Below are 26621 nucleotides of genomic sequence, written 5' to 3'. Positions count from 1 at the left end.
GTCACGGCACCCGAAGCGGCGACCGCGCGACGGCCGAGGGCCCGCCCCCGACATGGGAGGCGGACCCTCGGCCGTCGCGGTACGTGCTCAGGCGAGCGGCGCCGGAACGTACGGCGTGAGCTCCGCCGCCAGTTCCTCGTGCACCCGGACCTTGAGCAGGGTGCCCTCCGGGGTGTGCTCCTCGGAGATCACCTCGCCCTCGTCGTGGGCGCGGGCGACCAGCTTGCCGTGGGTGTACGGCACGAGCGCCTCGATCTCGACCGAGGGACGCGGCAGCTCGTTGTCGATCAGCGCGAGCAACTGGTCGATGTTCCGGCCGGTGCGCGCCGAGACGGCGATGGACCGCTTCTCGACCCGCATCAGCCGCTGGAGCACCAACGGGTCGGCCATGTCGGCCTTGTTGATCACGACGATCTCGGGCACGTCGGTGGCGCCGACGTCCCTGATCACCTCACGCACGGCGGCCAGCTGCTCCTCCGGGACGGGGTGCGAACCGTCGACCACGTGCAGGATCAGGTCGGACTCGCCGACCTCCTCCATCGTGGAGCGGAACGCCTCGACCAGGTGGTGCGGCAGGTGCCGGACGAAGCCGACGGTGTCCGCCAGGGTGTACAGGCGGCCGCTGGGGGTCTCCGCGCGGCGCACCGTCGGGTCGAGGGTGGCGAACAGCGCGTTCTCCACCAGCACGCCCGCGCCGGTGAGGCGGTTGAGCAGAGAGGACTTGCCGGCGTTGGTGTAGCCCGCGATGGCGACGGAGGGCACCTTGTGGCGCTTGCGCTCCTGGCGCTTGATCTCGCGGCCGGTCTTCATCTCCGCGATCTCCCGGCGCATCTTCGCCATCTTCTCGCGGATCCGCCGCCGGTCCGTCTCGATCTTGGTCTCACCGGGGCCGCGGGTGGCGAGGCCGCCGCCCTTGCCGCCGCCCATCTGCCGGGACAGCGACTGGCCCCAGCCGCGCAGCCTCGGCAGCATGTACTGCATCTGCGCGAGCGCGACCTGCGCCTTGCCCTCTCGGGACTTGGCGTGCTGGGCGAAGATGTCGAGGATCAGGGCCGTGCGGTCGATGACCTTGACCTTGACGACGTCCTCGAGGTGGATCAGCTGCCCCGGGCTCAGCTCACCGTCGCAGATGACGGTGTCCGCGCCCGTGTCGAGGACGACGTCCCGCAGCTCCTCGGCCTTGCCGGAGCCGATGTAGGTGGCGGCGTCGGGCTTGTCGCGGCGCTGGACGACGCCGTCGAGGACGAGGGCGCCCGCCGTCTCCGCGAGGGCGGCCAGTTCGGCCAGCGAGTTCTCCGCGTCCCGCACGGTGCCCGACGTCCAGACGCCGACGAGGACGACCCGCTCCAAGCGGAGCTGGCGGTACTCGACCTCGGTGACGTCCTCGAGCTCGGTGGACAGGCCCGCCACGCGGCGCAGGGCCGCGCGGTCGGAGCGGTCGAACTGCTCGCCGTCCCACTGGGACTCGTTCTTGTGGCTCCAGGCGACGTCCTCTTCCATCAGGGCATCGGCCCGAAGGCCCTCGGGGTAGGTCTGCGCGAGACGCTTGGTGTCCTGGGAGGGGGAAGAAGAGGAGGTCATTGGATCCTTAGGTAGCTGGGAAGCGGTCGGCGCGACGCGTTCGCCGCGACATCGTGTACAACGTGCGAGCCGTCGGGGAGATTCCCGCGGCCCGTACCGCACCGTCCCGAAGATGGTCGCACGGCACGGGCCGTCTCGTCACCGGCTTATTCCCCGTGCGCCTTCGCCGACGCCTTGGCGGTGCCCTTCTCGGCGGGGGTCTGCTTCCAGTCCGGGTGGCCGGGCATCGGCGGGGTCTTCTCTTCGTACAGCCAGGCCTGGAAGAAGTCGCGCAGGTCGCGGCCGGAGATCTCCGAGGCGAGCCGGACGAAGTCGGCGGTGGTCGCCGTGCCGTCCCGGTGGCGGTCGACCCAGGCGGCTTCGAGGCGTTCGAAGGCCGGGCGGCCGATGTCCTGGCGCAGGGCGTAGAGCACGAGTGCCGAGCCGTCGTACATGTTGGCGCGGAAGATGCCGGTCTTGCTGCCGTTCTTCGGCGGCTTGGGGGCCGCGGGCGGTCCGCCCGCGGTGCGCCAGCGGTCGGAGGCGCCGTAGGCGGCCTTCATCCGTGCCGCCATGGGCTTCTCCGCGGTCTCCTCGGCGTACAGCGCCTCGTACCAGGTGGCGTGCCCTTCGTTGAGCCACAGGTCGGACCAGGTGGCCGGGCTGACGCTGTCGCCGAACCACTGGTGGGCCAGCTCGTGGACCATGATCGCCTCGACGTACCACTGCGGGTAGGCGGGCTCGGTGAACAGCTCCCGCTCGAAGAGGGAGAGCGTCTGGGTCTCCAGTTCGAAGCCGGTGGTGGCGTCGGCCATGAGCAGGCCGTACGTCTCGAAGGGGTAGCGCCCGACCTTCTTCTCCATCCAGGCGATCTGCTCCGGGGTCTTCTTCAGCCAGGGTTCCAGCGCCGTGCGGTGCTTCGTCGGCACGACGTCTCGGAGGGGCAGCCCGTGCGGGCCGGTGCGGTGCAGCACCGTGGAGCGGCCGATCGAGACCTGGGCCAGTTCGGTGGCCATGGGGTGCGGGCTGCGGTAGGTCCAGGTGGTGGTTCCACCGGTCCGGTCCACGTCCGTCGGCAGTCCGTTCGCGACGGCGGTGAGTCCGTCGGGGGCGGTGACGTGGAAGGTGAACCGGGCCTTGTCGGAGGGGTGGTCGTTGCAGGGGAACACCAGGTGGGCGACGTCGGCCTGGTTGGCCATGGCGAGTCCGTCGGCGGTGCGCACCCAGCCGCCCTGGCGGTCCTCGGGGTAGACGGGGTCGCTGGTGTGCCGCACGGTGATCCGGGTCCACTCCCCCTCGTCGAGCGCGTCCTCGGGCGTGACGACGAGGTCCTCGCCGGCGGTGGTGAAGCCGGCGGGCTCGCCGTCGACATCGACGGAGTCGACCCGGCCGTGGGCGAAGTCGAGGTTGACCCGGTCCAGGTCCGCCGTCGTGCGGGCCTCGATGGTGGTGACGGCCTTCAGCGGCTTGCTGTTGTCGCCGGAGTAGGTGAAGGAGAGGTCGTACGCCGCCACGTCGTAGCCGGGGTTGCCCAGGTGCGGGAAGAGGCGGTCGCCGACACCCAGCGGAGCCGGCGGGGCGCTCGCGGCGACCAGGCAGACGGACACGGCCGAGGCGAGCAGCGCGGCCGCCCTGAGCCGGCGCCGGGCGCGTGCGCGGGTTCGCGGAGTCGGGGAGTGAGGGGTGTGCAGCATCCCTCACCGCTATCAGCGCGCGCGTGCCCCACGGCGACGGCGCGCGCCCGGGGCACCCGAACGGGTACGTCCCCGGGCCCGGCGGCGGCTTCGCGGTGCGGCTCTCCCGTACGCCTCTCCCGGCGCGGCGCTGCGGCGGGAGGCCGTACCGGAGAGCCGCGGCGCGCGTACGGGTCAGGCGCCGGTCGGCTGCGGCGCGCGTACCGGTCAGGCGCCGGTCGGCTGCGGCTGTGCGCGGCTGACGTCGTAGACGCCGGCCACCTCGCGCATGGCGCGCATGAGGGCGGGCAGTCGGGCCGCGTCCGGGAGCAGGACGGTGTAGCTGTGCCGGACCCGCTGCCGGTCCGGGGGTTCGACGGTCGCGGAGACGATCTCGGCCCCTTCGAGGGCCATGGCCTCGGTGAGGTCGGCCAGCAGATGCGGGCGGCCGAACGATTCGGCGAGCAGGGTGACCCGGCACTCGGTGCTCTCGCCCCAGCGCACGGCGACCTCCGTGCGCCCCGCGTCCTTCATGCGCGCCACCACCGGGCACTGGGCGCGGTGCACGGTCACCACTCCCCCGCGCACGGCGAAGCCGGTGATCTCGTCCGGCGGTACGGGGGTGCAGCAGCCCGCCAGCCGCACGGTCGCACCCGGCGGGTCGACGAGGACGTCGGCGGAGGCGGGGCGGGCGGCCGGAGTGTCGGCGGCGGGACGCGGGGGGTGGGCGTCGGGTGCGGCGGGGTCGCGGAGCGGCTCCTCCGCTTCGGGCACGGGCTCCGGGTGGGCCGCGAGCCTGCGCTGGATGGCGATCCGCGCGGCGGGCGTGCGGGCGTGCTCCAGCCACTCCTTGGACGGCTCGGAGGCGGAGTCCTGACCCATCAGGAGCTGGACGGTGTCGCCGTCCCGCAGCACCGTGCTCATGGGCGCCAGGCGGCCGTTGACCCGGGCGCCGATGGTCGCGTGCGCGTCCTCGCCGTACTGGGCGTACGCGGCGTCGACGCAGGTCGCGCCCTCGGGCAGACCCAGGGTGCCGCCGTCGGGGCGGAAGACGGTGATCTCGCGGTCCTGGGCGAGGTCCTCCCGGAGGGTGGACCAGAACGTGTCGGGGTCGGGGGCGCCGCGCTGCCAGTCGAGCAGCCGGGAGAGCCAGCCGGGCCGGGTCGGGTCGGCGCGCTCGCCGTCGCCGGGGCTCTGCTCCTCCGCGGGCTGGGCGTAGGGGTTGCCGAGTGCGACGACGCCGGCCTCGGCGACCTTGTGCATCTGGTGGGTGCGGATGAGGACTTCGACGACCTGGCCGTCCTCGGCGCGGGCGACCGCCGTGTGCAGCGACTGGTACAGGTTGAACTTGGGGACGGCGATGAAGTCCTTGAACTCCGAGACGACGGGCGTCAGACAGGTGTGCAGTTCACCGAGGACGGCGTAGCAGTCGGCGTCCTCCTGCACGAGCACCAGGAGGCGGCCGAAGTCCGCGCCGCGAAGGGTGCCGCGCTTGCGGGAGACGCGGTGCACCGAGACGAAGTGGCGGGGCCGGATGAGGACTTCGGCCTGGATGTCGGCCTCGCGGAGCACGCCGCGCACCTCGTCGGCGACCGCGGTGAGCGGGTCGTCCGCGCGGGCGGCGTTGTCGTGGACCAGTTTGCGGGTGTGCTCGTACTCCTCGGGGTGCATGACCGCGAAGACCAGGTCCTCCAGCTCGGACTTGAGCGCCTGGACGCCGAGCCGTTCGGCGAGCGGGATGAGCACGTCGCGGGTGACCTTGGCGATGCGCTCCTGTTTCTCGCGGCGCATGACGCCGAGGGTGCGCATGTTGTGGAGCCGGTCGGCGAGTTTGATCGACATCACGCGGACGTCGTTGCCGGTGGCGAGGAGCATCTTGCGGAAGGTCTCGGGTTCGGCGGCGGCGCCGTAGTCGACCTTCTCCAGCTTGGTGACGCCGTCGACGAGGTAGCGGACCTCGGCGCCGAACTGGTCGCCGACCTGGTCGAGCGTCACCTCGGTGTCCTCGACCGTGTCGTGGAGGAGCGAGGCGGTCAGGGTCGTGGTCTCCGCGCCCAGCTCGGCGAGGATCAGGGTGACGGCGAGGGGGTGGGTGATGTACGGCTCGCCGCTCTTGCGCATCTGGCCGCGGTGCGAGGACTCGGCCAGGACGTAGGCGCGGCGCAGCGGGTCGAGGTCGGCGTCGGGGTGGTGGGCGCGGTGGGCCTCGACGACGTGGCCGATGGCGTCGGGCAGGCCCCGGCTGCGGGTGGCGGAGCCGAGCAGGGCGGCGCGGCCCAGCCGGCGCAGGTCGATGCGGGGGCGGGCCTTCCTGCGGGGCGTCGGCGCGGCGGCGCCGGTGGCCGCGGGCGGCACAGGGCCCGGGCTCGCTGGATTCACGGCCTCCGCGTTCATGGGCACCTCCGGCTGCGCGGACCGGCGGACGGGGAATCCCAGGGCGGACACGGCTCAGGGGATGGTGTCGGTCCCCCGTCCGGGCCGGTGCTTGATGCTATCGAGCCCATCACGTGCGGCCGACCGCCTCTCGCCGAGCGTGAAACGGATCACCCATTCGAGCGATGGTCCGAGGGTTTACGTTTTCGCACTGAGTGTCATGGACCGGGCTGTGGTTCACCGGTTTGCCGGACACCGGCCGGTCCGTCATCGGGTCGTGGTTCAGCCGAGTACCCCTTCCAGCCATGCGGAGTCGAACGCGCCCTCCGCGACGATCACCGCGGGCCCCGTCATGTCGATCTCGCCGTCGGGGCGCTCGGTGATCACCAGGGTTCCGCCGGGCACGTCGACGGTGTACGTCACCGGGGTGCCGGTGACCGCCGGGTCGACGCCGTCCCGGCGGGCGGCGGCGACGGCGACGGCACACGCGCCGGTGCCGCAGGAGCGGGTCTCCCCGGAGCCGCGCTCGTGCACGCGCATCGCGACGTGACGGGGGCCGCGGTCGACCACGAACTCGACGTTGACCCCGTCCGGGTAGGCGCCGGCGGGCCGGTGGGGCGGCGGGGCGTACAGGTCGCCGGCGTGGGCGAGGTCGGCGACGAAGGCGACCGCGTGCGGGTTGCCCATGTTCACGTTCCGCGCGGGCCAGGTGTGCTCGCCGACGCTCACCTCGACGTCGCCCTCGGGGAGCCGCGCGCGGCCCATGCCCACGGTGACGTCCCCGTTCTTGGCGAGGTGCACGGTCTTGACGCCCCCGCGCGTCGCGATCGCGAGGTCACCCTCGGTGGCGTGCCCGGCGTGCTGGAGGTAGCGCGCGAAGACCCGCACGCCGTTGCCGCACATCTCCGCCACCGAGCCGTCGCCGTTGCGGTAGTCCATGAACCACTCCGCGTCGGCGGCCATGCCCCTGGCCTCGGGATGGGCCGCGGACCGCACCACGTGCAGCAGTCCGTCGCCGCCGAGGCCCGCGCGGCGGTCGCACAGGGCGGCGACGGCGGCGGGGGGCAGGTCGAGGACGTTCTCCGGGTCCGGAACGATCACGAAGTCGTTCTCTGTGCCGTGCCCCTTGAGGAAGGCGATCCGCGTGCTCATTCCTCGATCGTACGGGGTGGGCGACCGGTGACCACGAGGGGCGGAGAGAGGCAGGTCCGGGGGTGCGCGGCCGGGTCAGCTCCGCAGGCGGGCCACCCGCCACACGGCGAGGACGACGACGGCGGCGACCGCCAGGGCGTACACGAGGATCATCCGCCAGTCGGCACGGCGTCCCGATCCCCGCTGCGGCAGGCCCGGCCACGTGTAACCGACCCGGCGGGCGGCCATCATGCCCCACCCCGCCGCGCAGGAGCAGATCAGCAGTCCCAGCATCGCGATCACGGCGCCGCTGTCGCCGAAGTCGAAGGCGAGCGGGAAGGCGAACATCAGGGAGCCGAGCGCGGCCAGGCACACGATCGGGGCGAGCTGCCAGATCCGCAGCCGGCGCTGGGGGCGCAGTTCGACCTCGACCTCGTCCCCGTACATCTCGTCGGCCTCGGGGCCGTCGGCCGCGACACCCTCCGGCGCCTCGTCGGGGCCGTCGGGGCTCAGGGCGACGCCGTCCGACTCCGGTGCGCCGGGCCGGCCGGTGCCGTGCTCGGTGCTCGGTGCGGTGTCACGAGGGCCGGCCTCCATCGCCACGCGCCCTCCCAACTTGGACTCACTCGGTCGATCGAAGCTCGATGATGGCACGCCGCCGCAGGCCCGGATGACGGCCGGGGCGTCCCGATGCCATCACGTGATCAGGCTGTAACCGGTCGTTCGACCAACGACAGGGCGAGCCGCGGAAGTTCCGTGCGGTCCGCCACACCCCCACTCAACCAGTGCACCCGCGGGTCGCGCCTGAACCACGAATCCTGGCGGCGCGCGAAGCGCTTGGTGGCACGGACGGTCTCGGCACGCGCCTCGTCCAGCGTGCACGCGCCGGTGAGCGCCGCGAGCACCTGCTGGTAGCCGAGCGCGCGCGACGCCGTGCGCCCCTCGCGCAGACCCTGTGCTTCGAGTGCCCGGACCTCGTCGACCAGGCCGCCCTCCCACATCCGGTCGACACGCGAGGTGATGCGCTCGTTCAGTTCGGGGCGGGCCACGTCGACGCCGATCTGCACCGTGTCGTAGACGGAGTCGTGGCCGGGGAGGTTGGCGGTGAAGGGCCTGCCGGTGATCTCGATCACCTCGAGGGCGCGCACGATCCGGCGTCCGTTGCTGGGCAGGATGGCCCGCCCGGCCTCCGGGTCGGCGGCGGCCAGGCGCGCGTGCAGGGCACCGGGACCGTGCAGTTCCAGCTCCGCCTCCAGCCGGGCCCTGACCTCGGGGTCGGTGCCGGGGAACTCCAGGTTGTCGACGGCGCCGCGGACGTAGAGGCCGGAGCCGCCGACGAGGACCGGCCAGCGTCCGGCGGCGAGCAGCGCGTCGATCCGCTCCCGTGCCAGCCGCTGGTACTCCGCGACGGAGGCGGTGACGGTGACGTCCCAGATGTCGAGGAGATGATGCGGCACTCCGCCGCGCTCCTCGGGGGTCAGCTTGGCGGTGCCGATGTCCATCCCACGGTAGAGCTGCATGGAGTCGGCGTTGACGACCTCGCCGCCGAGCCGCTCGGCCAGAAAGACGCCCAAATCGGACTTTCCGGCTGCGGTGGGTCCGACGACGGCGATGACGCGGGGTGCGGGGAATGCGCTGCTCACCACAACAGTCTCGCAAACCTCCCACGTCGCCCTCGAACGAGCTACGTGACGGTTGGCGGCCGGGGTCGTTGCCCGTTGCGAGGTTCCCGCTCCCCGGACCTCCGGGTCAGGGCCCCGGAGACGCGAACGGACGCACCGGATGCCGCGGGATGTCGCCCGCACGAGTAACGTATGGAGTTGATATGGGCGTTTTTGCACGGTTTTTCAGGAGGTCGAAGGCCACCGGGTCGAAGACCACCGAGGAGGCGTCGGCCGCCGAGATCCGAACCGACACCCCGGACACCGGGCGCGCGGCGGAGGAGAAGGCTGCCGGAGCCGCGGAGGCGGCCGACACGGGTCCCCGGAACACGGCGGAGGTCGACGAACCCGCGGCAGCCGCCGAAGCCGGCGACTCGGAGGGTGTCGGCATCCCCAAGCAGCAGTCCGCCGAGGAGGCCGTCGACAACGAGGCCGACAAGGGCGCCCGCACCTGACTGCCCCGTGAGGGAAGGCGAACCATGGGTCTCCTGGACAACTTGAAGGCCAGACTCGAACCGGCGAAGGGCAAGGTCTCCGATCTCGCGCAGCAGCACGGCGACAAGATCGATCGCGGTCTCGACAAGATGGCGCGGACCGTCGACGAGAGGACCAAGGGCAAGTACAGCGACCGGATCCAGACGGGCACCGGCAAGGCCAAGGGCGCCATGGACCGCCTCGCGCACAAGGACGACGAGGGCACGGGCGGAACCGGCGGCGCACCGGGCGGCACGCCCGGCGGCCCCCCTCCGGCCGGGCCGCCTCCGGCTTCCTGATCCCGGGTCCGCCCGTGTCCCCGGCGCTCGGCGGCCGGGGACGGGGCACCCGTGTGGCTGCGGACGGCTGCGGAGCGGATCGGCTCCGGGTCGTCCGCGCGCGGTTCCGCGCCCGGACGGACGACCGCGCGCGTGTCTCGCTCTTCGCGCCCGCGCGCGTTCCCGCCCCGAGTCCCTACGACTACGATTCCGACTCCGCCTACGACCAGGTGGCCGCGACGTAACCCACCCCGTAGGGCGCGTCCTCGTACAGCAGCGCGCCGCCGAGGTCCGTGCCCTCGGCCGCGCCCGCGAGGACCTGCCAGGGTGCCCGGCCGGACACCTTCAGCTCACGGGCCAGTGCCACGTCCAGGGCGGCCAGGGCGGCCACGTCCGCCGCTCCCAGCGCGCGTGCCGCCTCCGCGTCGAAGGGCGCCGCCCGGGCGTCGAGGTAGCCGGGCGCCTTGAGCGTGCGGCACGCGCTGGCGTCGCCCAGCACCAGCAGCGCCGTCCGCCCGGCCCGCTCGGCGACGTCCCGGCCGAGGGCCGCACACCGCTCGGCGGGCAGCGCCTCCCCCACACCGACGGCGTCGACGGGGACGCCGGCCCACCCGGTCCGCCCGAGCAGCCAGGCGCCGACGGCGAGCCCGTACGGCAGAACTGCTCCACCCACGTCGCCGCCGGTGCCGTCGGCGCCCAGGCACACGTCCAGGTCCACCCCGAAGCCGCGGAAGGAGCCCCGCGCGCCCTGCGGGTAGGTCTCGGGCCCCGCGGTGTCCGCGGGGCCGACGACCACGAGCCGGTCGGGACGGGACGCGGCGAGCACGCCCAGCGCGTCCGTGCACGCGGCGCGCGCGGCGTCCAGCTCGGGTGCGGCACCCGCGGCGACCTCCGGTACGAGGAGCGGCGGGCAGGGGCAGACGGCGGCGGCGACAAGCATGATCGGCAGCGTAGCCCCGTACCGCCGCCCCTCGCGGCACCCCCCGCGGTCAGTCGCAGCCGCAGCCGCTCGCCACGGCCGGCTGGGGCTCGGGCACGCCGATCTTCGGCAGGCCCAGCATGACGCCGGCCGGCTTGGCCTGCTCGGCGGCGTTGCGCTTCTCCCAGGCGTCGCCCGCGCGCGTGCGGCGCACCTCGAGCACCGCGCCCTCGGCGAGGAGGTGGTGCGGGGCGGCGTAGGTGACCTCGACGGTCACCACGTCGCCGGGGCGGACCTCCTGCTCCGGCTTGGTGAAGTGCACCAGGCGGTTGTCGGGGGCGCGGCCGGAGAGCCGGTGGGTGGCGCCGTCCTTGCGGCCCTCGCCCTCGGCCACCATCAGCTCCAGGGTGCGGCCGACCTGCTTCTTGTTCTCCTCCCAGGAGATCTCCTCCTGGAGGGCGACCAGACGCTCGTAGCGCTCCTGGACGACCGCCTTGGGGATCTGGCCGTCCATCTCGGCGGCCGGGGTCCCGGGCCGCTTGGAGTACTGGAAGGTGAAGGCCTGGGCGAAGCGGGCCTCGCGGACCACGTGCAGGGTCTGCTCGAAATCCTCCTCGGTCTCGCCGGGGAAGCCCACGATGATGTCGGTGGTGATCGCCGCGTGCGGGATGGCGGCCCGCACCTTCTCGATGATCCCCAGGTAGCGCTCCTGCCGGTACGAGCGGCGCATCGCCTTGAGCACCGGGTCGGAGCCGGACTGGAGCGGCATGTGCAGCTGCGGCATCGCGTTCGGCGTCTCGGCCATGGCGGCGATGACGTCGTCGGTGAAGTCGCGCGGGTGCGGGGAGGTGAAGCGGACGCGCTCCAGGCCCTCGATGCTCCCGCACGCGCGCAGCAGCTTGCCGAACGCCTCGCGGTCGCCGATGTCGGAGCCGTAGGCGTTGACGTTCTGCCCGAGGAGGGTGATCTCGCTGACCCCCTCGGCGACCAGGGCCTCGACCTCGGCGAGGATGTCGCCGGGGCGGCGGTCCTTCTCCTTGCCGCGCAGCGCGGGGACGATGCAGAAGGTGCAGGTGTTGTTGCAGCCGACGGAGATGGAGACCCAGGCCGCGTAGGCGCTCTCGCGCCGGGTGGGCAGCGTGGACGGGAACGCCTCCAGGGACTCGGCGATCTCGACCTGCGCCTCCTCCTGCACGCGGGCGCGCTCCAGCAGCACCGGGAGCTTGCCGATGTTGTGGGTGCCGAAGACGACGTCCACCCAGGGAGCCCGCCGCACGATGGTGTCGCGGTCCTTCTGCGCGAGGCAGCCGCCGACCGCGATCTGCATGCCGGGGCGGCTCGCCTTCCGCGGGGCGAGCCGGCCGAGGTTGCCGTACAGCTTGTTGTCCGCGTTCTCCCGCACGGCGCAGGTGTTGAAGACGACGACGTCCGCGTCGCCGTCGGCACCCTCGGGGGCGCGGACGTAGCCCGCGCCCTCCAGCAGGCCGGACAATCGCTCGGAGTCGTGGACGTTCATCTGGCACCCGTAGGTGCGTACTTCATAGGTGCGCGTGCCGCCCACTGACTGGCTCCGGTCGATGCTGCTCATGGCGACAAGGGTAGGCGGTCGCGATCGCGGCGAACGCCGCCCGCGGTGGAGCGGCCGTGCGGGCGGGGACGGCTCAGGGCTCGATGAGCCCCGCGCGGATCGCGTACCGGGTGAGTTCCAGGCGGTCGCGCACGCCCAACTTCTGCAGGAGGTTCGCGCGGTGGCGTTCGACGGTCTTGGCGCTGATGAACAGCAGCTCGCCGATCTCCTTGGAGGTGTGGCCCTCGGCGACAAGCTTGAGGATCTCCTCCTCGCGTTCCGTGATGGGCCGCTCGGGGAGGCCGCCGCCCCCCTGCATGCGGTCCAGGTAGGAACGGACGAGGGCCCGCTCCGCGCCGGGGTAGATGAACGGCTCGTCGCGCACCGCGGCCCGGCACGCCTCGACCAGGTCCCGGTCGGCGACGGACTTGAGCACGTATCCGCAGGCGCCGGCCTTGAGCGCCTCGAAGAAGTACTGCTCGTTGTCGTACATGGTCAGGATCAGGATGCGCAGCTCGGGCAGGCGGCGGGAGAGCTCGCGGGCGGCCTGGAGGCCGGTCATGCGGGGCATGGCGACGTCCAGGACCGCCAGGTCGACCTCGGTGGCCCGTGCGGCCGCGACCGCCTCGGCACCGTCACCGGCCTCCGCGACCACCGTCAGGTCCGGTTCGCCGTCCAGGATGAGGCGGACTCCGCGGCGTACGAGGGTGTGGTCGTCGGCGAGCAGGACGCGGATCGGGGGCCGTGCTGACATCAGGGGCTGTCTCCGGTTCGGTCTGCGGGACGGTCCCCCGGCGGCGCGGGGACGCGCAGGCGTACGTCGGTGCCCCCTCCGGGGGCGGGTTCGAAGTGGATCTCGGCTCCTATCAGCAGGGCCCGCTCCCGCATCCCCCGGATGCCGGCGCCCTCGGCGGCCGTGCCGAGGCCGGTGCCGTTGTCCCGGACGAGCAGTTCGACACCGCCCCCCTCGGGCTGCGGCAGCGGGCGCAGGGTGAGCGCGGCACGGTCGGCGGCGGCGTGGCGGGCGGTGTTGGTCAGACCCTCCTGAGCGACCCGGTACAGCACGAGTTCGGCCTCCGGGGCGAGCGGGGGCAGGTCGCCGGGGACGTGGTGGTGGACGGTCAGTCCGTGATGCGTGAACTCGGCGGCGAGCGAGCGCAGGGCGCTGGCGAGGCCGAGTTCCTCCAGCACGCCGGGGCGCAGGCGGCGGGCGATGCGGCGGATCTCGTCGAGGCCGGCCCGGGTGGCCTCCTGCGCCAGGGTCACCTCCTCGCGCAGCTCCCCGGGGACCCGGTCGGCGACCCGCTTGAGCTGGAGGAGGACGGCGGTCAGGGTCTGACCCACCTCGTCGTGGAGTTCGCGGGCGATGCGGTGGCGTTCGCGTTCCTGGGCCTGCAGCGCTCGGCCGGCGCCGGCGGCGCGTTCGGCCTGGAGCCGGTCCAGCATGGTGTTGTACGTCGCGATGAGCTGCGCCGCCTCGGCCGGTCCCGAGACCCTCGGCCGCGCGCCGGGCACCAGCAGGTCGGCGGTGGACATGGCCCGCCCCAGCCGGTGCAGCGGGGTGAGTCCGATACGCAGCACGACCGCGTTGCCGGCGAGCAGCGCCGCGAGGCCGGCCAGCAGGACGAGGGCCTCCCCGGCGAGCACGGGCGTCGACACGGTGACCGGGCCCAGCAGCAGTGCGGTGGCGACGACCAGGCCCGCGGCGTTGAGCGAGAAGATCCGCCAGAACAACGACACGTTCCTCTTTCCGCTCCTCCCGGATTTCGCGCACGACAGCCCCGCAGCCAGCTTCGCCGCCCGCGACCGGCTGCGTATATCCGTCACGACACCCATATCGCCACCGTACGTGCGGATGGCAGCATGGCGAGGTCGCGAGCACGTCACCCACGTGCGGGAAGTGCGGCACGAGACGCAGGACGAGTGAGGGGAAAGTACGTGTCAGCTCCACGCCTGAGGGCCACGCCGCTCCCGGGTATCGGGGTCCAGTACGACCTGGTGACCCGCGAACACCGCCACCTGTCGGTGGTGGCGCACCGCGACGGCACCCGCACGGTGAACGTGTACCGGACGGACGACCCCGACTCCTGCGCCCACTCGCTGCGGCTGACCTCGCCCGAGGCGGGCGCGCTGATAGACGCGTTGAAACCCTCCCACCACAGCGCGAGCCTGCTCTACACCACGGATCTGGGCCTGGTCGCCGAACGCGTCGAGGTGGCCGCCACCTCCCGCTGGAACGGGCGGCTGCTGGGCGACACCCGGATGCGGACCGACACGGGGGCCTCGATCGTGGCCGTACTGCGGCGGGCCGAGGCGATTCCCTCGCCGGCCCCGGACTTCCGGCTCGTGGGTGGTGACACCTTGATCGTCATCGGCACCCGCGAGGGCGTCGATGCCGCCGCGGCGATACTCGGGCAGGAGTGAGCCGGTGCACTCCGCGGTTCTGCTGATCGAGTTCGGTTCCATCATCCTGGGGCTCGGGCTGCTCGGCCGGTTCGCCGGCCGTTACCGGCTGTCCCCCATCCCGCTGTACCTGCTGGCCGGTCTGGCCTTCGGCGAGGGCGGGCTGCTCCCGCTCGGCGCGAGCGAGGAGTTCGTCGCGACCGGCGCCGAGATCGGCGTCATCCTCCTGCTGCTGATGCTGGGCCTGGAGTACACGGCCAGCGACCTGGTCACCAACCTCAAGTCCCACTATCCGGCGGGTCTCGTCGACTGCGCGCTCAACGCGGTGCCGGGCGCGGTGGCCGCGCTGCTGATGGGCTGGGGCCCGGTGGCCGCCGTCGTCCTCGCCGGCGTGACGTGGATCTCGTCGTCCGGTGTGATCGCCAAGGTGCTCGGCGACCTGGGCCGGGTCGGCAACCGCGAGACGCCGGTGATCCTCAGCGTTCTGGTCCTGGAGGACCTGGCGATGGCGGTGTACCTGCCGATCGTCACGGCCCTGGTCGCCGGTGCGGGCCTGATGACGGGAAGCATCACGCTGGCCGTCGCGCTGGCCGCGGCGGGCCTGGTGCTGTTCGTGGCGGTGCGCTACGGCCGGCTCATCTCCCGCTTCGTCTCCAGCGACGACCCGGAGAAGCTGCTCCTCGTGGTGCTGGGCCTGACGATCCTGGTCGCCGGTGTCGCGCAGCAGCTGCAGGTGTCGGCCGCGGTGGGTGCCTTCCTGGTGGGCATCGCGCTGTCCGGGGAGGTCGCGGAGGGCGCGCACACGCTGCTGAGTCCGCTGCGGGACCTGTTCGCGGCGGTCTTCTTCGTCTTCTTCGGGCTGCACACGGACCCGGCCAGCATCCCGCCGGTCCTGCTGCCCGCTCTCGCGCTGGCGCTGCTCACCGCAGTGACGAAGATCGCCACCGGGTACTGGGCGTCGAAGCGTGCGGGCATCTCCGTGAAGGGCCGCTGGCGCGCGGGCGGCGCGCTGGTGGCCCGCGGCGAGTTCTCGATCGTCATCGCGGGCCTCGCGGTCTCGGCCGGCATCGAACCGTCCCTGGGCCCGCTGGCCACGGCGTACGTCCTCATCCTGGTCGTCCTCGGCCCCCTCACGGCACGCTTCACCGAGCCCCTGGCGATGCGTCTGTTCCGCCGCCGCGACAACCCGGACCGCCCCGGCGGCCCCGGCGGCTCCACGGAGGAGACGCCCCGGACGACCGCGACGGAGGCGGAGGCCTCGGTGGGCGACTGACCCCACCCCACCCGGCCCTGCCCGCTGCCCTCACGACCCCGGCGCCCGAGCGCCGGGGTCGTCGCATCGACAGCGGGCGTGACCGGGGCGCGGGCCGTCGCACGCCCAACCCGGACGCGCGCGTAGCCGCACGACGGAGCCCAGGCCGCGGGTCGCGGCCCGACGGAGCCGGGCCGGGACCCGTCGGGATCCGGGGCGCGCGGCGTCTTCGTGGCCGAGCCGCTGGACCCGTCGGGCCCGCCGCCGCCTGTCCGGCATCGCCGTGTGAGCCCGGCCCTGGTCAGCACGGGTGCGGGCTGGCAGGATCGGGCGCATGTCCACGCTGCTCTCCCGTATCGGCAGGCGCCGGGCCGTCCAGGGCGCGGTGGCCGGTGCCGTCGTGCTCGGGCTGCTGCTGTGGTGGCTGCTGCCCCTGGGCGAGAAGCCGCCGAGCGGGACGATCACGTTCAGCACGGGCACCCGCGCCGGCGTCTACCAGAAGTACGGCGAGCTGCTGCGCACCGAGCTGCGCAGGGACATGCCAGGCCTGGAGGTGCGGCTGATGACCAGCGCGGGCTCGCAGGAGAACGTCGAGCGGGTGGCGTCCGGGGAGGCCGACTTCACCATCGCCGCGGCCGACGCCGTCGAGACGTACAAGCTCGCCGGAGGCCCCGGCGCCGATAGCCTGCGCGGTGTCACCCGCCTCTACGACGACTACGTCCAGCTCGTCGTGCCGAGTGACTCGGACATCCAGTCGGTCGCCGACCTGCGCGGCAAGCGGGTGGCGATAGGGCTGCCCAACTCCGGCGTACGGCTGATAGCCACCCGGCTGCTCAAGGCCGTGGGCATCGATCCGGAGACGGACATCACGCCCCGCGCGGACGGGATCGACACCGGTCCGGGGCGGCTGGGCGACGAGCTCGACGCGTTCTTCTGGTCGGGCGGCGTGCCGACGGACGGTCTCAAGCAGATCGCGGAGAAATCCGCCTTCCGGTTCGTGCCGATCGGCGACGACCTCGTCACGGAGCTGCACGAGTCCGGTGGCGCGACCCGCTACTACCGCACCACCAACATGCCGGAGTCCGCGTATCCGACCGTGCAGAACGGCGCCGTGGTGCCCACCATGGCGGTGTCCAACCTGCTGGTGACCCGCGCGGACGTCGATCCCCGGCTCACCGAGTGGCTGACCCGGACCGTCCTCGACAGCCGCGACGGCATCGGGGCGCACGTCCACTCCGCCCAGCTGGTCGACCTGCGTACGGCGATCTACACCGACCCGCTGGAACTGCACGAGGGCGCCCGGCGCTACTACCGGTCGGTCAAGCCGTAGGGCCGCTCCGGCTCCTTGGGCGCCGTACCGGTCCTGGGCACCGTGACCGTCACCGCCAGGCCGTGCGGCGCGTGGTGGTCGAAGGAGACCGAGCCGTCGCCCGCGGCGAGCAGCGCCCGGCTGATCGACAGGCCCAGCCCCGAGCCCTTGACGTTCTGGTGCCGCCCGCTGCGCCAGAAGCGGTCGCCCACGCGCGCGAGCTCGTCGTCGGTGAGCCCGGGGCCGTTGTCGGTGACGACGACCGTGACGGCGTCCCCGGTGGAGGCCACCTCGACCCGGACGGTCTCCTCGCGCGGCGTGAACTTCACGGCGTTGTCGATGACCGCGTCCAGGGCGCTGGAGAGCGTCACCGGGTCGGCCCAGCCCGTGGTCGGCGGGCAGTCGCCGATGAGCCGTACGCCCTTGGCGTCGGCCGTGGGTGCCCAGGACGCCACCCGCTCGGCCGCCAGCGCGCCGACGTCGGTGACCTGCAGGTCGGCCTGGCTGTGCTCGGCCAGCGCCAGGTCGAGCAGGTCGTCCAGGACCCGGGCGAGCCGCTTGCCCTCGGCCTGGACCGAGGCGATCTCCGCGTTGCCCTCGGGCAGTTCGAGGGCGAGCAGCTCGATGCGCAGCAGCAGCGCGGCGAGGGGGTTGCGCAGCTGGTGCGAGGCGTCGGCGACGAAGGCGCGCTGCTGTTCGAGCACGTCCTCCACGTGGTCGGCCATCTCGTTGAACGATCCGGCCAGCCGTCTGAGTTCCGGCGGCCCCCCGGACGGCGCGACGCGGGACTTGAGCCGCCCGGTGGCTATGTCGTGGGTGGTGGCGTCCAGCACGCGGACCGGCTTGAGCACCCAGCCCGTCAGCCGGAGCGCGGCGCCGACGGCGAGCAGCATCGCGGCGAACTCCCCGGCGGCGATGACCAGCCAGCCGCGCAGGGTCCGCGACCGCGTGGAGTCCGTCGGCGACTCGGTGACCACGACGGCGACCACGTCGCCGTCCCGGATGACCGGCGAGGCCACCACGAGCCGGCCGTCCTGCCAGGGCCACACCTGCTGGGGGTCGTGGCTGCGGCGGCTGAGCAACGCCTCGTCGAAGGAGTCGCGGACCTCGCCGGTCTGCGGCAGGAACCACGTCGTCGGGGCGTTGGCCATCGGGATGTGGTTGCGGTAGAAGACGCCCGCCTTGATTCCGTAGACCTCGTAGTAGCTGGTCAGCTCGGTCTGCAGGGTTTCCAGGCGTTCGTCGGTGTTCGTCCGGCGCGAGCCGCCCGGCACGTCCTCGGTGACGAACTGGGCGAGTGCGGCGAAGCGTGCCGTGTCGTCGATGCGGTCGATGACGACCTTCTGCTGCTCCGCGCGGGCGACGCTGACGCCGAGCGGAACGCCGAGCGCGAGCAGGACGGCCGCCATCAGGACGATGAGCAGCGGAAGCAGGCGTGTACTCACCCGGCCCCGCTGCCCGTGGGGGCGACGAGGCGGTAGCCGACGCCGCGGACGGTCTCGATCAGCGCGGGCATGTGCAGCTTGGAGCGCAGGGAGGCGACGTGCACCTCCAGGGTGCGTCCGGTCCCCTCCCAACTGGTGCGCCAGACCTCGCTGATGATCTGTTCGCGGCGGAAGACGACGCCGGGGCGCTGGGCGAGCAGGGCGAGCAGATCGAACTCCTTGCGCGTGAGCTGGACCACCGAGCCGTCGACGCTCACCTGGCGGGTCGGCAGTTCGATGCGCACCGTGCCGAGGCGCACCACGGTCTCGGTGCTGCCGGTGGCGTCCTCGTGGACGGTGCGCCGGCTGACGGCGTGGATCCGGGCGAGCAGTTCCCCGGTGTCGTACGGCTTGACCACGTAGTCGTCGGCGCCGAGGTTGAGGCCGTGGATGCGGGAGCGGACGTCGGAGCGCGCGGTGACCATGATGACCGGGGTGCTGGTGCGCTTGCGGATCTTGCCGCAGACCTCGTAGCCGTCCTGGTCGGGCAGGCCCAGGTCGAGCAGGACGACGCCGAAGCCGTCGACCTCAGGGACGAGCGCCTGGAGGGCTTCCTCGCCGCTGCGCGCGTGGGTGACGTCGAAACCGTGCCGGGCCAGGATCGCGGACAGGGCGGCGGCCACGTGGTTGTCGTCCTCGACGAGCAGCAGTCTCATCCGGGCTCCCTTCGGTTCATCGGCCGTACGCTCGGCGCGGGTAGAAATCGGGACGGGCGAAAGCACGGGCACGCGCGCGTGCGTCCTGTGCAGTGACGCCGATGGACGGGGACGGCGTCAAGAGGGTTCCGGTCACGGCCGCTCGAAGTTATCCGGCCGATATGCGCCCAGGTCACAAGTGCTACGACTCGTGTCCGATTGCTATCGGATCGTGATGCTCAGATCTCGCTCAGATGTAGAGACGCGGGGTGTCCGAGGTCACTACTGTCCTGCGAAACCCAGGAGGACGGAGCCCGAGAGCGATGACCGAAGTATCGGTGGCCAAGGAAGACAAGGCTGCGACCGGCGAACTGGTCGTCCTGAAGAGTGTCAACAAGCACTTCGGCGCGTTGCACGTGCTCCAGGACATCGACCTGACGATCACCCGCGGCGAAGTCGTCGTGGTCATCGGACCCTCAGGGTCCGGCAAGTCCACCCTGTGCCGCACCATCAACCGCCTGGAGACCATCGACGACGGTTCGATCACGATCGACGGCAAGCCGCTGCCCGCCGAGGGCAGGGAGCTGGCCAGGCTGCGGGCCGACGTCGGCATGGTCTTCCAGTCCTTCAACCTCTTCGCGCACAAGACGGTGCTCGAGAACGTGACCCTGGGCCAGGTCAAGGTCCGCAAGGTCGACGCGAAGAAGGCCGAGGAGCAGGCCCGCGCCCTGCTCGACCGGGTCGGTGTGGGCGCCCAGGCGGACAAGTACCCCGCGCAGCTCTCCGGCGGTCAGCAGCAGCGCGTGGCCATCGCGCGGGCGCTGGCGATGGGTCCGAAGGTCATGCTCTTCGACGAGCCGACGTCGGCGCTCGACCCCGAGATGATCAACGAGGTCCTCGAGGTCATGAAGCAGCTCGCCGAGGACGGGATGACCATGATCGTGGTCACGCACGAGATGGGCTTCGCCCGCTCCGCCGCCAATCGCGTGGTGTTCATGGCGGACGGCCGCATCGTCGAAGAGGCCACGCCGGACCAGTTCTTCAGCAACCCGCGCAGCGACCGTGCCAAGGACTTCCTGTCGAAGATCCTGCACCACTGAGACGCACCACGAGACGCGTCAGCGAGACGCGTCACCGAGATACACCTCTGAGACTTCGGAGCGGCTCCGGCGCCTCGCGCCGGCCGCCCCGGCGGCCCACTCCCGACGGCCGCACCCGATCGTCTGATCGCCTGATCGCCCGGTCCCCCGACCGTCCGATCGCAGCTCGATCTCAGCTGGACCAAAGCCAAAGGATGTTCACCATGAAGCTCCGCAAGGTCACCGCCGCCTCGGCCACCGTCCTCGCCCTCGCCCTCGCCGCCACCGCGTGCGGCAGCGACGACGACAGCGGCGACAGCGGCTCCTCCGGTGGCGGCAAGAAGATCACCATCGGCATCAAGTTCGACCAGCCGGGCCTCGGCCAGAAGACCCCCGACGGGTACGAGGGCTTCGACGTGGACATCGCCACGTACGTCGCCAAGAAGCTCGGCTACACCGAGGACCAGATCGAGTGGAAGGAGTCGAAGAGCGCCGACCGCGAGACCATGCTCCAGCGCGGCGACGTCGACTTCATCGCCGCCACCTACTCGATCACCCCGAGCCGCCAGGAGAAGGTCGACTTCGCCGGTCCCTACCTGCTCGCCCACCAGGACGTACTGGTCCGCGCCGACGACGACAAGATCAAGTCGCCGGAGGACCTGAACGAGGCGAAGCTCTGCTCGGTCACCGGCTCGACCTCGGCCCAGAACATCAAGGACAAGCTCGCTCCCAAGGCGCAGCTGCAGCCGTACCCGACGTACTCGGCCTGCCTGCCCGGTCTGCAGAACGGCGCCATCGACGCGCTGACCACCGACGACTCGATCCTCGCCGGTTACGCCTCCCAGTCGCAGTTCAAGGGCAAGTTCAAGCTCGGCGGCTTCAAGCTGACGAACGAGAACTACGGCATCGGCGTCAAGAAGGGCAGCGACCTCAAGAACAAGATCAACGACGCGCTCGAGGCCATGGTCGCGGACGGCGCCTGGGACAAGGCCGTGAAGGACAACTTCGGCCCGGCCAACTACAAGAACGAGCCGGCGCCGAAGATCGGCGACATCAAGAGCTGAGGCCGGGCCTGACGGAGTGCGCCGCCCCCGGACGGGGGCGGCGCACCGGGGCGGGCATCCCTACACGCGGAAGCGCGGGAGATCGTGTTCGACTTTCTTCAGGATTACGACCTGGCGGGTGCCGTCTGGACGACAGTGCAGCTCGCTGTGCTCTCGGCCGTCGGCTCGCTGATCTGGGGCACCATGCTGGCCGCCATGCGGGTCGGCCCGGTGCCGTTGATGCGTGGTTTCGGGACCGCGTACGTGAACATCGTGCGGAACATCCCGCTGACCGTGATCATTCTGTTCGCGTCGCTGGGACTGAGCCAGACGCTGGGGGTCACCCTCGGCGGCGGGAACGACTTCGAGACGATCAACTTCCGGCTCGCCGTCCTGGGCCTGATCCTCTACACGTCGTCGTTCGTGTGTGAGGCGCTGCGCTCCGGCATCAACACGGTGCCGGTCGGCCAGGCGGAGGCGGCCCGGGCGCTCGGCCTGAGCTTCGGGCAGGTACTCCGGCTGGTGGTGCTGCCGCAGGCCTTCCGCTCGTCCGTCGTTCCGCTGGCGAACGTGCTGATCGCTCTGATCAAGAACACCACGGTCGCCGCCGCCATCGGTGTGGCGGAGACGGCGCTGCTGATGAAGGAGATGATCGAGAACGAGGCTCAGCTCCTGCTCATCTCCGCGGTCATCGCTCTCGTGTTCGTGGTGTTGACGCTGCCGACCGGCCTGATCCTGGGCTGGGTGGGCAAGAAGGTGGCGGTGAAGCGATGAGCTCGGTCCTCTACGACGCGCAGGGACCCCGCGCCAAGCGGCGCAACGTCCTCCTCACGGTCGTCTTCCTGGTGGTCTTCGCCGCCCTGCTGTGGTGGGTGTTCAGCACCCTCAACGACAAGGGTCAGCTGGAGTGGGCCCTGTGGAAGCCGTTCTTCACCGGCACCGAGGCCTGGTCGACGTACATCTGGCCGGGTCTGCAGAACACGCTGAAGGCCGCGGCCCTCGCGGTGGTCATCGCGCTGCCGCTCGGCGCCGCACTGGGCATCGCCCGGCTCTCCGACCACAAGTGGGTCCGGGTGCCGGCCGCGGTCGTGGTCGAGTTCTTCCGGTCCATCCCCGTGCTGGTCCTGATGATCTTCGGTCTCGCCCTCTTCGCCGAGTACACGAACGTCAGCTCGGACGACCGTCCGCTCTACGCGGTCGTCACCGGCCTGGTGCTGTACAACGCCTCCGTCCTCGCCGAGATCGTCCGGTCCGGCATCCTGGCCCTTCCCAGGGGCCAGGCCGAGGGCGCGATGGCGATCGGGCTCCGCAAGGGCCAGGTCATGCGGCTGATCCTGCTGCCGCAGGCGGTCACGGCGATGCTGCCGGCCATCGTCAGCCAGCTCGTCGTCATCCTGAAGGACACCGCTCTCGGTGGCGCGATCCTCACCTTCCCCGAGCTGCTCGCGTCGGCCAACACGATGAGCGGCTACTACGGCGCCAACGTGATCGCCAGCTACACCGTGGTCGCCGTGATCTACATCGCGCTGAACTTCGCTCTCACGAGCTTCGCGAGCTGGCTGGAGCGCCGGCTGCGGCGGGCGAAGAAGTCGACCGGCGCGGTGCTCAGGGCGGACGACGTGGAGACCGCCGACGCCGGGGTCGGCGGCAAGGTCTGACGCACCTGACACTCGGTCACCTCGGGTGACCGTCGACGGAGGCCGTGGCGCGATCGCCACGGCCTCCGTCGCTTGACGCGGGCAGCGGCAGTAGGTTGCATACGTTCTGTGACCGTGCACCCTGCTCAAACGTCCTGTTCACTCACGTCCCCCGGGACACCGCCACGGGCAGGGGGCGCCGCGCCGTGGACCCGGTGATCGTCACCGGAGCGGGGCCCGTCGGGCTCACGCTCGCCCTGGCACTGGCGCGGCAGGAGGTGCCCTGCGTCGTCCTCGACGAGGGGCCGGGCAAGGACGAACCGCGCCCCGCGCGTACCGTCGTGCTGCGCGAGGACGCCGTCGCGCTCGTCGAGCGGCTGACCGGCACCCCGCTGGCGGGGCTGGGCAGCCGTTGGGCCGGATGGCGGTCGATGCGGCGCAAGCAGGTGACGCGCGTGGTCGAATTCGACGACGCCGACCCGGCTCCCCTGCACATCGCCCAGCACGAGCTGACCGCGGTCCTGCGCGGGGCGCTGGACCACGAGCCGCTCGTCAAGGTCGCGGTGGACAGCCGTCTGGACGCCGTCGAGCAGGAGAAGTCGGGCGTCACGGCCCACACCCGCGGCGCCACCGGCACCTGGTGGCGCGGCAGTTATCTGGTCGGCTGCGACGGCCCGCGCTCCACCGTCCGCAAGCTCCAGGACATCCGCTTCCCCGGCCGCACGGCGGTGGAACGCTACGCCGTCGCCGCGCTGCGCACCGAACTTCCCTGGTCCGACGAGGCGTTGCTGCACCGGATGCCGCCGTGGCGGACGGCCGGGCCGTCGGCCGGCGAGGTCGTCGGCCGCCCGCTGCCGGACGGCGTGTGGCGCCTGGACTGGCTGCTGCCGCCCGGCAAGGATCTGGTCACGCCCGAACTGCTGGTGAACCGGGTCCGCGAGACCCTCACCGGGTGGACCGACGGTTCAACCCCCGCCTACGAACTCCTCGACACCGGTGTCCACACGGTTCACCACCGCCTCGCCCGCCGCTGGCGGGTGGGCCGCGTGCTCCTCGCCGGGGACGCCGCCCACCTGTTGGGCGCGCTGGGCACCCAGGGCCTCGAGGAGGGGCTCCTCGACGCCGACAACCTCGCCTGGAAACTGGCCCTGGCCTGGCACCACGGGCCGCGCGAGGCGCTGCTCGACAGCTACCAGGAGGAGCGGCGGGCGGCGATCTCCGCGCGGCTGCGCGCCGCCGACCAGCTGCTCCCGCTGCTGCGCGGGGGCGGCGGACTGCGCTCCTACGTCCCCGGCGCGGCCCGCGGCAACGACGCGCTGCTGGCCGACGGCCACCTGGGGCGCGGAACGCTGGGCGAGCCCGGCACGTACGCCGCCTCGCCCCTGGCGCCCGCGAACCTCACCGGGGAGGTGTCCGTCGGCACCCCGGCGGGGGCGCCCGTCGCCGATGTGCGGGTGACGGCGGAGGACGGCACCTTCGTGCGGCTGGGCTCCCGGCTGGGTCGCGGGGCGCTGCTGGTGGTGCTGGTCGCACCGGGTACGGGGGTGTGGGACCGCAAGCACTGGGTGACGGCCGGGGTCATGCCCCGGCTGGCCGCGGCGGTGACGGCGCTGCCGCACCACGCCGAACTGCTGGTCGCCGAGAGCTATCCGGGTGCGGCGGCCCACACGGTGCTGCTGGTGCGGCCGGACGGGCATCTGGTCACGGCGCTGGGCGGGGTGCGCCCGGCGGACCTCTACGCGGCCGCGGAGAGCGCGCTGGGCGGGGCGGCGTCGGGTGCGGCGGCGGCCGAGGAGGGGCGGGCGCGGCGGCCGGGTCCCGTTGAGCGGGCCGTCCCGGCCGTACGACCGCCGCTGGTTCCCGGCCGCCGGACGGCCGGGAGGGGTGATCACTGTCCGCATGGTGACGCCGAGTTGACCGGCCCGCACCGTCGTGCTCTACTCCGGATCGTGACCGACACCTGTGTGCGCCTGTGGCGGAGGGTCCATATGGACCTGGTCCGCTATGCGGGCTGCGTGTGTCGTCCGTCCTGCTGAATTCGCATTCCCTTCCTTCGCGCGTGCGCCGCCGCTCCGACGTGCCGCCGCGCGCTCCCTCGCGAACTCCCAGGACGGTACCCGTGTCCCTCTCCTCCCCTTCCCCTGCCGCCGCTTCCACCGCCTCCTCCGCGGCCACCGACGCCCCGACTCAGGCGGAACTCCTCGACTTCGTGCGGCGAGCGGCCGCCGACGCCGGACTGATCGCCTCCCTGCCGCTCGACCCCGAGGGCCGTACCTGGGTGCGGCTGGCCGGGCCCGGCGGCAGTGAGGCCTGGCTGATCGGCTGGCCGCCCGGCACGGGCACCGGCTGGCACGACCACGCCGACTCCGTGGGCGCCTTCGTGACCGCGTCGGGCGAGCTGAAGGAGAACGCTCTCGCGGCCCGCCTGCCCACCGACGGCTGGAAGACCCTGGAGCTGAGCGAGGGTGTGGACCGGGGACGCCTGCTGACCGCCGGCCAGGGACGCGGCTTCGGCCGGCACCACGTGCACGAGGTCCTCAACGAGTCGACGGACCGGCACGCGGTGTCCGTGCACGCCTACTACCCGCCCCTGCCGCAGATCCGCCGCTACAGCCGCAGCGGGCAGACCCTGCGCCTGGAGCAGGTCGAGCGCCCCCAGGACTGGCAGTGAGCGGCGAGCCGACCGGAATCGACGACCTGCTGGAGCGGGTGCGGGCCGGGTTCCGGCGGATCGCGCCGAGGGAGGCGTACGACGCCGCCGAGGCCGGCACGGCACTGCTGGTCGACATCCGGTACGCCGCTCTGCGCGGTCGGGACGGCGTGATTCCCGGCGCCCTGGTGGTCGAGCGCAACGAACTGGAGTGGCGGCTGGATCCGCGGGGCAGCCACCGGCTCCCCGAGGCCGTGAGCCACGACGTGCGGGTCGTCGTGGTGTGCGACGAGGGGTACGCCTCCAGCCTGGCGGCGGAGTCCCTGCACCGTCTGGGCCTGCACCGGGCCACCGATCTCATCGGTGGCTTCCAGGCATGGCGGGCGGCGGGTCTCCCGGTGACAGGCCGGGGACAGCTGTCGGCGGAGCGGTAGGTCCGCGCCGAGTCGGAACCGTCGCGGGGAGGCGCCCGTGCCTCACCGCGGCGAGTTTCCCCTCCGTGCCGTTGTGGCCGGTCACGGTCCTGCCCTGTCCGGCACCGGCGGTCGCCCTGCGCGGCGCTTCGCTTCCGGGGCGGGGTGGAACAGAGTCGAGCGGCTGGGACGGAGTGGTGCGGGCGGTGTACCGTGCCGGACGCGCCGGCCTGGCGCCGAGACCGGGGCGGCTCGTGCGCGCCTGCCGTCGCGTCGGTCCCCGTCGGCGTGACGCGGGGTCAGAAGTGCTCGTCGCCGAGGAACTCGGTGTCCTCGCCCTCCTCCTCCAGCGCCTGGCGGACCACCCGCAGGGCCATGCCCTCGGGGTAGCCCTTGCGGGCGAGCATGCCCGCGAGGCGGCGCAGCCTCTTGTCGCGGTCGAGGCCCCGGGTGGCGCGCAGCTTGCGGGCGACCAGGTCGCGCGCGGTCTCCTCCTCCTGCTCGGAGTCCAGCTGGGACACCGCCTCGTCGATGAGCGTGGCGTCGACGCCCTTGGTCCGCAGCTCTCTGGCGAGGGCACGCCTGGCCAGCCCGCGGCCGTGGTGCCGGGACTCCACCCAGGCCTCCGCGAACGCGCCGTCGTTGATCAGGCCGACCTCCTCGAACCGGGACAGCACCTCTTCCGCGGCCTCGTCGGGGATCTCGCGCTTGCGCAGGGCGTCGGCCAGCTGTCTGCGGGTGCGCGGGGTCCCGGTGAGCAGGCGCAGGCAGATCGCCCGTGCCTGCTCTACCGGGTCCCGCGGAGGCTCCCCCTTCTCGGCCCTCGACGAGGAAGTGGCACCTCCGTCCTCGGCGGACGGCTCGGCGCGCTCGCGCCGACGGCGCCCGCGGGCGCCTCCCGCTCCACGGCCCCGTCCCCCTGTGCGGCGTGCCTCGCCGTCACCTCGGCACGCCTCGTCGTCACGGGAACCCGCCGCGGAGGGGTCCGTCTCGTACGGGGCCGCAGCCGCCCCGTACGCGCCGTCGTCGGTCCCGGCGGAGCCGCCCGTGTACTCGGCCCAGTCGGTTCGTCGTGTCACG

General features: G+C 72.5%; 26 protein-coding genes. 13 read left to right on the top strand and 13 right to left on the bottom strand.

Going from position 1 to position 26621, the window contains the following annotated elements:
- Positions 1 to 87 precede the first annotated feature (87 nt).
- From hflX to miaA, 6 genes are all read right to left on the bottom strand, one after another.
- Positions 88 to 1581, bottom strand: a complete 1494-nt coding sequence (gene hflX / locus BJ961_RS08730; protein ID WP_271320729.1) for a GTPase HflX — start codon at positions 1579 to 1581, stop codon at positions 88 to 90.
- A gap of 146 nt (positions 1582 to 1727) precedes the next feature.
- Positions 1728 to 3254 carry a M1 family metallopeptidase gene (locus BJ961_RS08725; RefSeq protein ID WP_271320728.1) on the bottom strand — a complete coding sequence of 509 codons (1527 nt, stop codon included), beginning with the start codon at positions 3252 to 3254 and terminating at the stop codon, positions 1728 to 1730.
- 207 nt (positions 3255 to 3461) lie between these two features.
- A complete protein-coding gene (locus tag BJ961_RS08720) occupies positions 3462 to 5627 on the bottom strand; it encodes a RelA/SpoT family protein (protein WP_271417002.1) in 2166 nt (721 codons plus the stop codon).
- A 261-nt stretch (positions 5628 to 5888) separates the two neighbouring features.
- The gene (dapF, locus tag BJ961_RS08715) at positions 5889 to 6758 is read right to left on the bottom strand and encodes a diaminopimelate epimerase (protein WP_271320727.1); all 870 of its coding nucleotides are present in this window, start codon (positions 6756 to 6758) and stop codon (positions 5889 to 5891) included.
- 75 nt (positions 6759 to 6833) lie between these two features.
- Positions 6834 to 7334: a hypothetical protein gene (locus BJ961_RS08710; protein ID WP_271417001.1), complete on the bottom strand. Its 501-nt coding sequence runs from the start codon at positions 7332 to 7334 to the stop codon at positions 6834 to 6836.
- 107 nt (positions 7335 to 7441) lie between these two features.
- Complete coding sequence (miaA, locus tag BJ961_RS08705) at positions 7442 to 8380, bottom strand: tRNA (adenosine(37)-N6)-dimethylallyltransferase MiaA (protein WP_271320726.1); 939 nt, start codon at positions 8378 to 8380, stop codon at positions 7442 to 7444.
- Positions 8381 to 8562: 182 nt separating this feature from the next.
- Between miaA and BJ961_RS08700 the strand changes: the two genes are divergently transcribed.
- Together BJ961_RS08700 and BJ961_RS08695 are read left to right on the top strand one after the other, a co-directional pair.
- Complete coding sequence (locus BJ961_RS08700; protein WP_271320725.1) at positions 8563 to 8853, top strand: hypothetical protein; 291 nt, start codon at positions 8563 to 8565, stop codon at positions 8851 to 8853.
- Between the two features lie 24 nt (positions 8854 to 8877).
- Positions 8878 to 9171: an antitoxin gene (locus BJ961_RS08695; protein ID WP_271320724.1), complete on the top strand. Its 294-nt coding sequence runs from the start codon at positions 8878 to 8880 to the stop codon at positions 9169 to 9171.
- 199 nt (positions 9172 to 9370) lie between these two features.
- On the opposite strand, the gene BJ961_RS08690 is transcribed toward BJ961_RS08695, so the two are convergent.
- The 4 genes from BJ961_RS08690 to BJ961_RS08675 all read right to left on the bottom strand — a co-directional run bounded on the left by BJ961_RS08690 (position 9371) and on the right by BJ961_RS08675 (position 13376).
- The gene (locus BJ961_RS08690; protein WP_271320723.1) at positions 9371 to 10090 is read right to left on the bottom strand and encodes a class III extradiol dioxygenase subunit B-like domain-containing protein; all 720 of its coding nucleotides are present in this window, start codon (positions 10088 to 10090) and stop codon (positions 9371 to 9373) included.
- A gap of 49 nt (positions 10091 to 10139) precedes the next feature.
- The gene (gene miaB / locus BJ961_RS08685; RefSeq protein ID WP_271320722.1) at positions 10140 to 11657 is read right to left on the bottom strand and encodes a tRNA (N6-isopentenyl adenosine(37)-C2)-methylthiotransferase MiaB; all 1518 of its coding nucleotides are present in this window, start codon (positions 11655 to 11657) and stop codon (positions 10140 to 10142) included.
- A 73-nt stretch (positions 11658 to 11730) separates the two neighbouring features.
- A complete protein-coding gene (locus BJ961_RS08680; RefSeq protein ID WP_271320721.1) occupies positions 11731 to 12390 on the bottom strand; it encodes a response regulator in 660 nt (219 codons plus the stop codon).
- Positions 12390 to 13376 (bottom strand): HAMP domain-containing sensor histidine kinase, encoded by a 987-nt coding sequence (locus BJ961_RS08675; RefSeq protein WP_271320720.1) that lies wholly within the window; start codon positions 13374 to 13376, stop codon positions 12390 to 12392. The genes BJ961_RS08680 and BJ961_RS08675 overlap by 1 nt, the downstream gene beginning before the upstream one ends.
- Between BJ961_RS08675 and BJ961_RS08670 the strand changes: the two genes are divergently transcribed.
- The 4 genes from BJ961_RS08670 (at position 13345) to BJ961_RS08655 (ending at position 16621) form a co-directional block, all read left to right on the top strand.
- A complete protein-coding gene (locus BJ961_RS08670; protein WP_271320719.1) occupies positions 13345 to 13563 on the top strand; it encodes a hypothetical protein in 219 nt (72 codons plus the stop codon). The genes BJ961_RS08675 and BJ961_RS08670 overlap by 32 nt on opposite strands.
- Positions 13564 to 13574: 11 nt before the next feature.
- Positions 13575 to 14060 carry a cation:proton antiporter regulatory subunit gene (locus BJ961_RS08665; protein WP_271320718.1) on the top strand — a complete coding sequence of 162 codons (486 nt, stop codon included), beginning with the start codon at positions 13575 to 13577 and terminating at the stop codon, positions 14058 to 14060.
- Positions 14061 to 14064: 4 nt separating this feature from the next.
- A complete protein-coding gene (locus BJ961_RS08660; RefSeq protein ID WP_271320717.1) occupies positions 14065 to 15312 on the top strand; it encodes a cation:proton antiporter in 1248 nt (415 codons plus the stop codon).
- Between the two features lie 313 nt (positions 15313 to 15625).
- On the top strand, positions 15626 to 16621 hold the full coding sequence (locus tag BJ961_RS08655) for a TAXI family TRAP transporter solute-binding subunit (RefSeq protein WP_271320716.1): 996 nt from the start codon (positions 15626 to 15628) through the stop codon (positions 16619 to 16621).
- Here BJ961_RS08655 and BJ961_RS08650 read toward each other — a convergent pair.
- Both BJ961_RS08650 and BJ961_RS08645 read right to left on the bottom strand, forming a co-directional pair.
- Positions 16600 to 18045: a HAMP domain-containing sensor histidine kinase gene (locus BJ961_RS08650; protein WP_271320715.1), complete on the bottom strand. Its 1446-nt coding sequence runs from the start codon at positions 18043 to 18045 to the stop codon at positions 16600 to 16602. The genes BJ961_RS08655 and BJ961_RS08650 overlap by 22 nt on opposite strands.
- Complete coding sequence (locus BJ961_RS08645; RefSeq protein WP_271320714.1) at positions 18042 to 18740, bottom strand: response regulator transcription factor; 699 nt, start codon at positions 18738 to 18740, stop codon at positions 18042 to 18044. The genes BJ961_RS08650 and BJ961_RS08645 overlap by 4 nt, the downstream gene beginning before the upstream one ends.
- Before the next feature lie 302 nt (positions 18741 to 19042).
- Here BJ961_RS08645 and BJ961_RS08640 point away from each other — a divergent pair, with 302 nt between their 5' ends.
- From BJ961_RS08640 to BJ961_RS08610, 7 genes are all read left to right on the top strand, one after another.
- Positions 19043 to 19819 carry an amino acid ABC transporter ATP-binding protein gene (locus tag BJ961_RS08640; RefSeq protein WP_271320713.1) on the top strand — a complete coding sequence of 259 codons (777 nt, stop codon included), beginning with the start codon at positions 19043 to 19045 and terminating at the stop codon, positions 19817 to 19819.
- Positions 19820 to 20022: 203 nt separating this feature from the next.
- Entirely contained in the window at positions 20023 to 20862 is an 840-nt protein-coding gene (locus BJ961_RS08635) for a glutamate ABC transporter substrate-binding protein (protein ID WP_271320712.1), read from the top strand.
- 84 nt (positions 20863 to 20946) lie between these two features.
- Positions 20947 to 21615 carry an amino acid ABC transporter permease gene (locus BJ961_RS08630; RefSeq protein ID WP_271320711.1) on the top strand — a complete coding sequence of 223 codons (669 nt, stop codon included), beginning with the start codon at positions 20947 to 20949 and terminating at the stop codon, positions 21613 to 21615.
- Positions 21612 to 22499, top strand: coding sequence for an amino acid ABC transporter permease (locus BJ961_RS08625; protein WP_271320710.1), 888 nt, complete (start codon positions 21612 to 21614; stop codon positions 22497 to 22499). Before BJ961_RS08630 ends, BJ961_RS08625 begins: the two co-directional genes overlap by 4 nt.
- Before the next feature lie 185 nt (positions 22500 to 22684).
- On the top strand, positions 22685 to 24514 hold the full coding sequence (locus BJ961_RS08620; RefSeq protein WP_271320709.1) for an FAD-dependent monooxygenase: 1830 nt from the start codon (positions 22685 to 22687) through the stop codon (positions 24512 to 24514).
- A gap of 83 nt (positions 24515 to 24597) precedes the next feature.
- Positions 24598 to 25149, top strand: coding sequence for a cupin domain-containing protein (locus BJ961_RS08615; RefSeq protein ID WP_271320708.1), 552 nt, complete (start codon positions 24598 to 24600; stop codon positions 25147 to 25149).
- The gene (locus BJ961_RS08610) at positions 25146 to 25562 is read left to right on the top strand and encodes a rhodanese-like domain-containing protein (RefSeq protein WP_271320707.1); all 417 of its coding nucleotides are present in this window, start codon (positions 25146 to 25148) and stop codon (positions 25560 to 25562) included. The genes BJ961_RS08615 and BJ961_RS08610 overlap by 4 nt, the downstream gene beginning before the upstream one ends.
- A gap of 278 nt (positions 25563 to 25840) precedes the next feature.
- Here the strand turns inward: BJ961_RS08610 and recX are convergent, their stop codons facing one another.
- Complete coding sequence (recX, locus tag BJ961_RS08605) at positions 25841 to 26620, bottom strand: recombination regulator RecX (RefSeq protein ID WP_271320706.1); 780 nt, start codon at positions 26618 to 26620, stop codon at positions 25841 to 25843.
- Between the last annotated feature and the right edge of the window lies 1 nt (position 26621).

It is taken from the genome of Streptomyces lienomycini (genome assembly GCF_027947595.1).
Lineage (GTDB): Bacteria > Actinomycetota > Actinomycetes > Streptomycetales > Streptomycetaceae > Streptomyces > Streptomyces lienomycini.
Note: the sequence above shows the minus strand (reverse complement) of the source record. Positions and strands in the feature narration are given on the sequence as shown.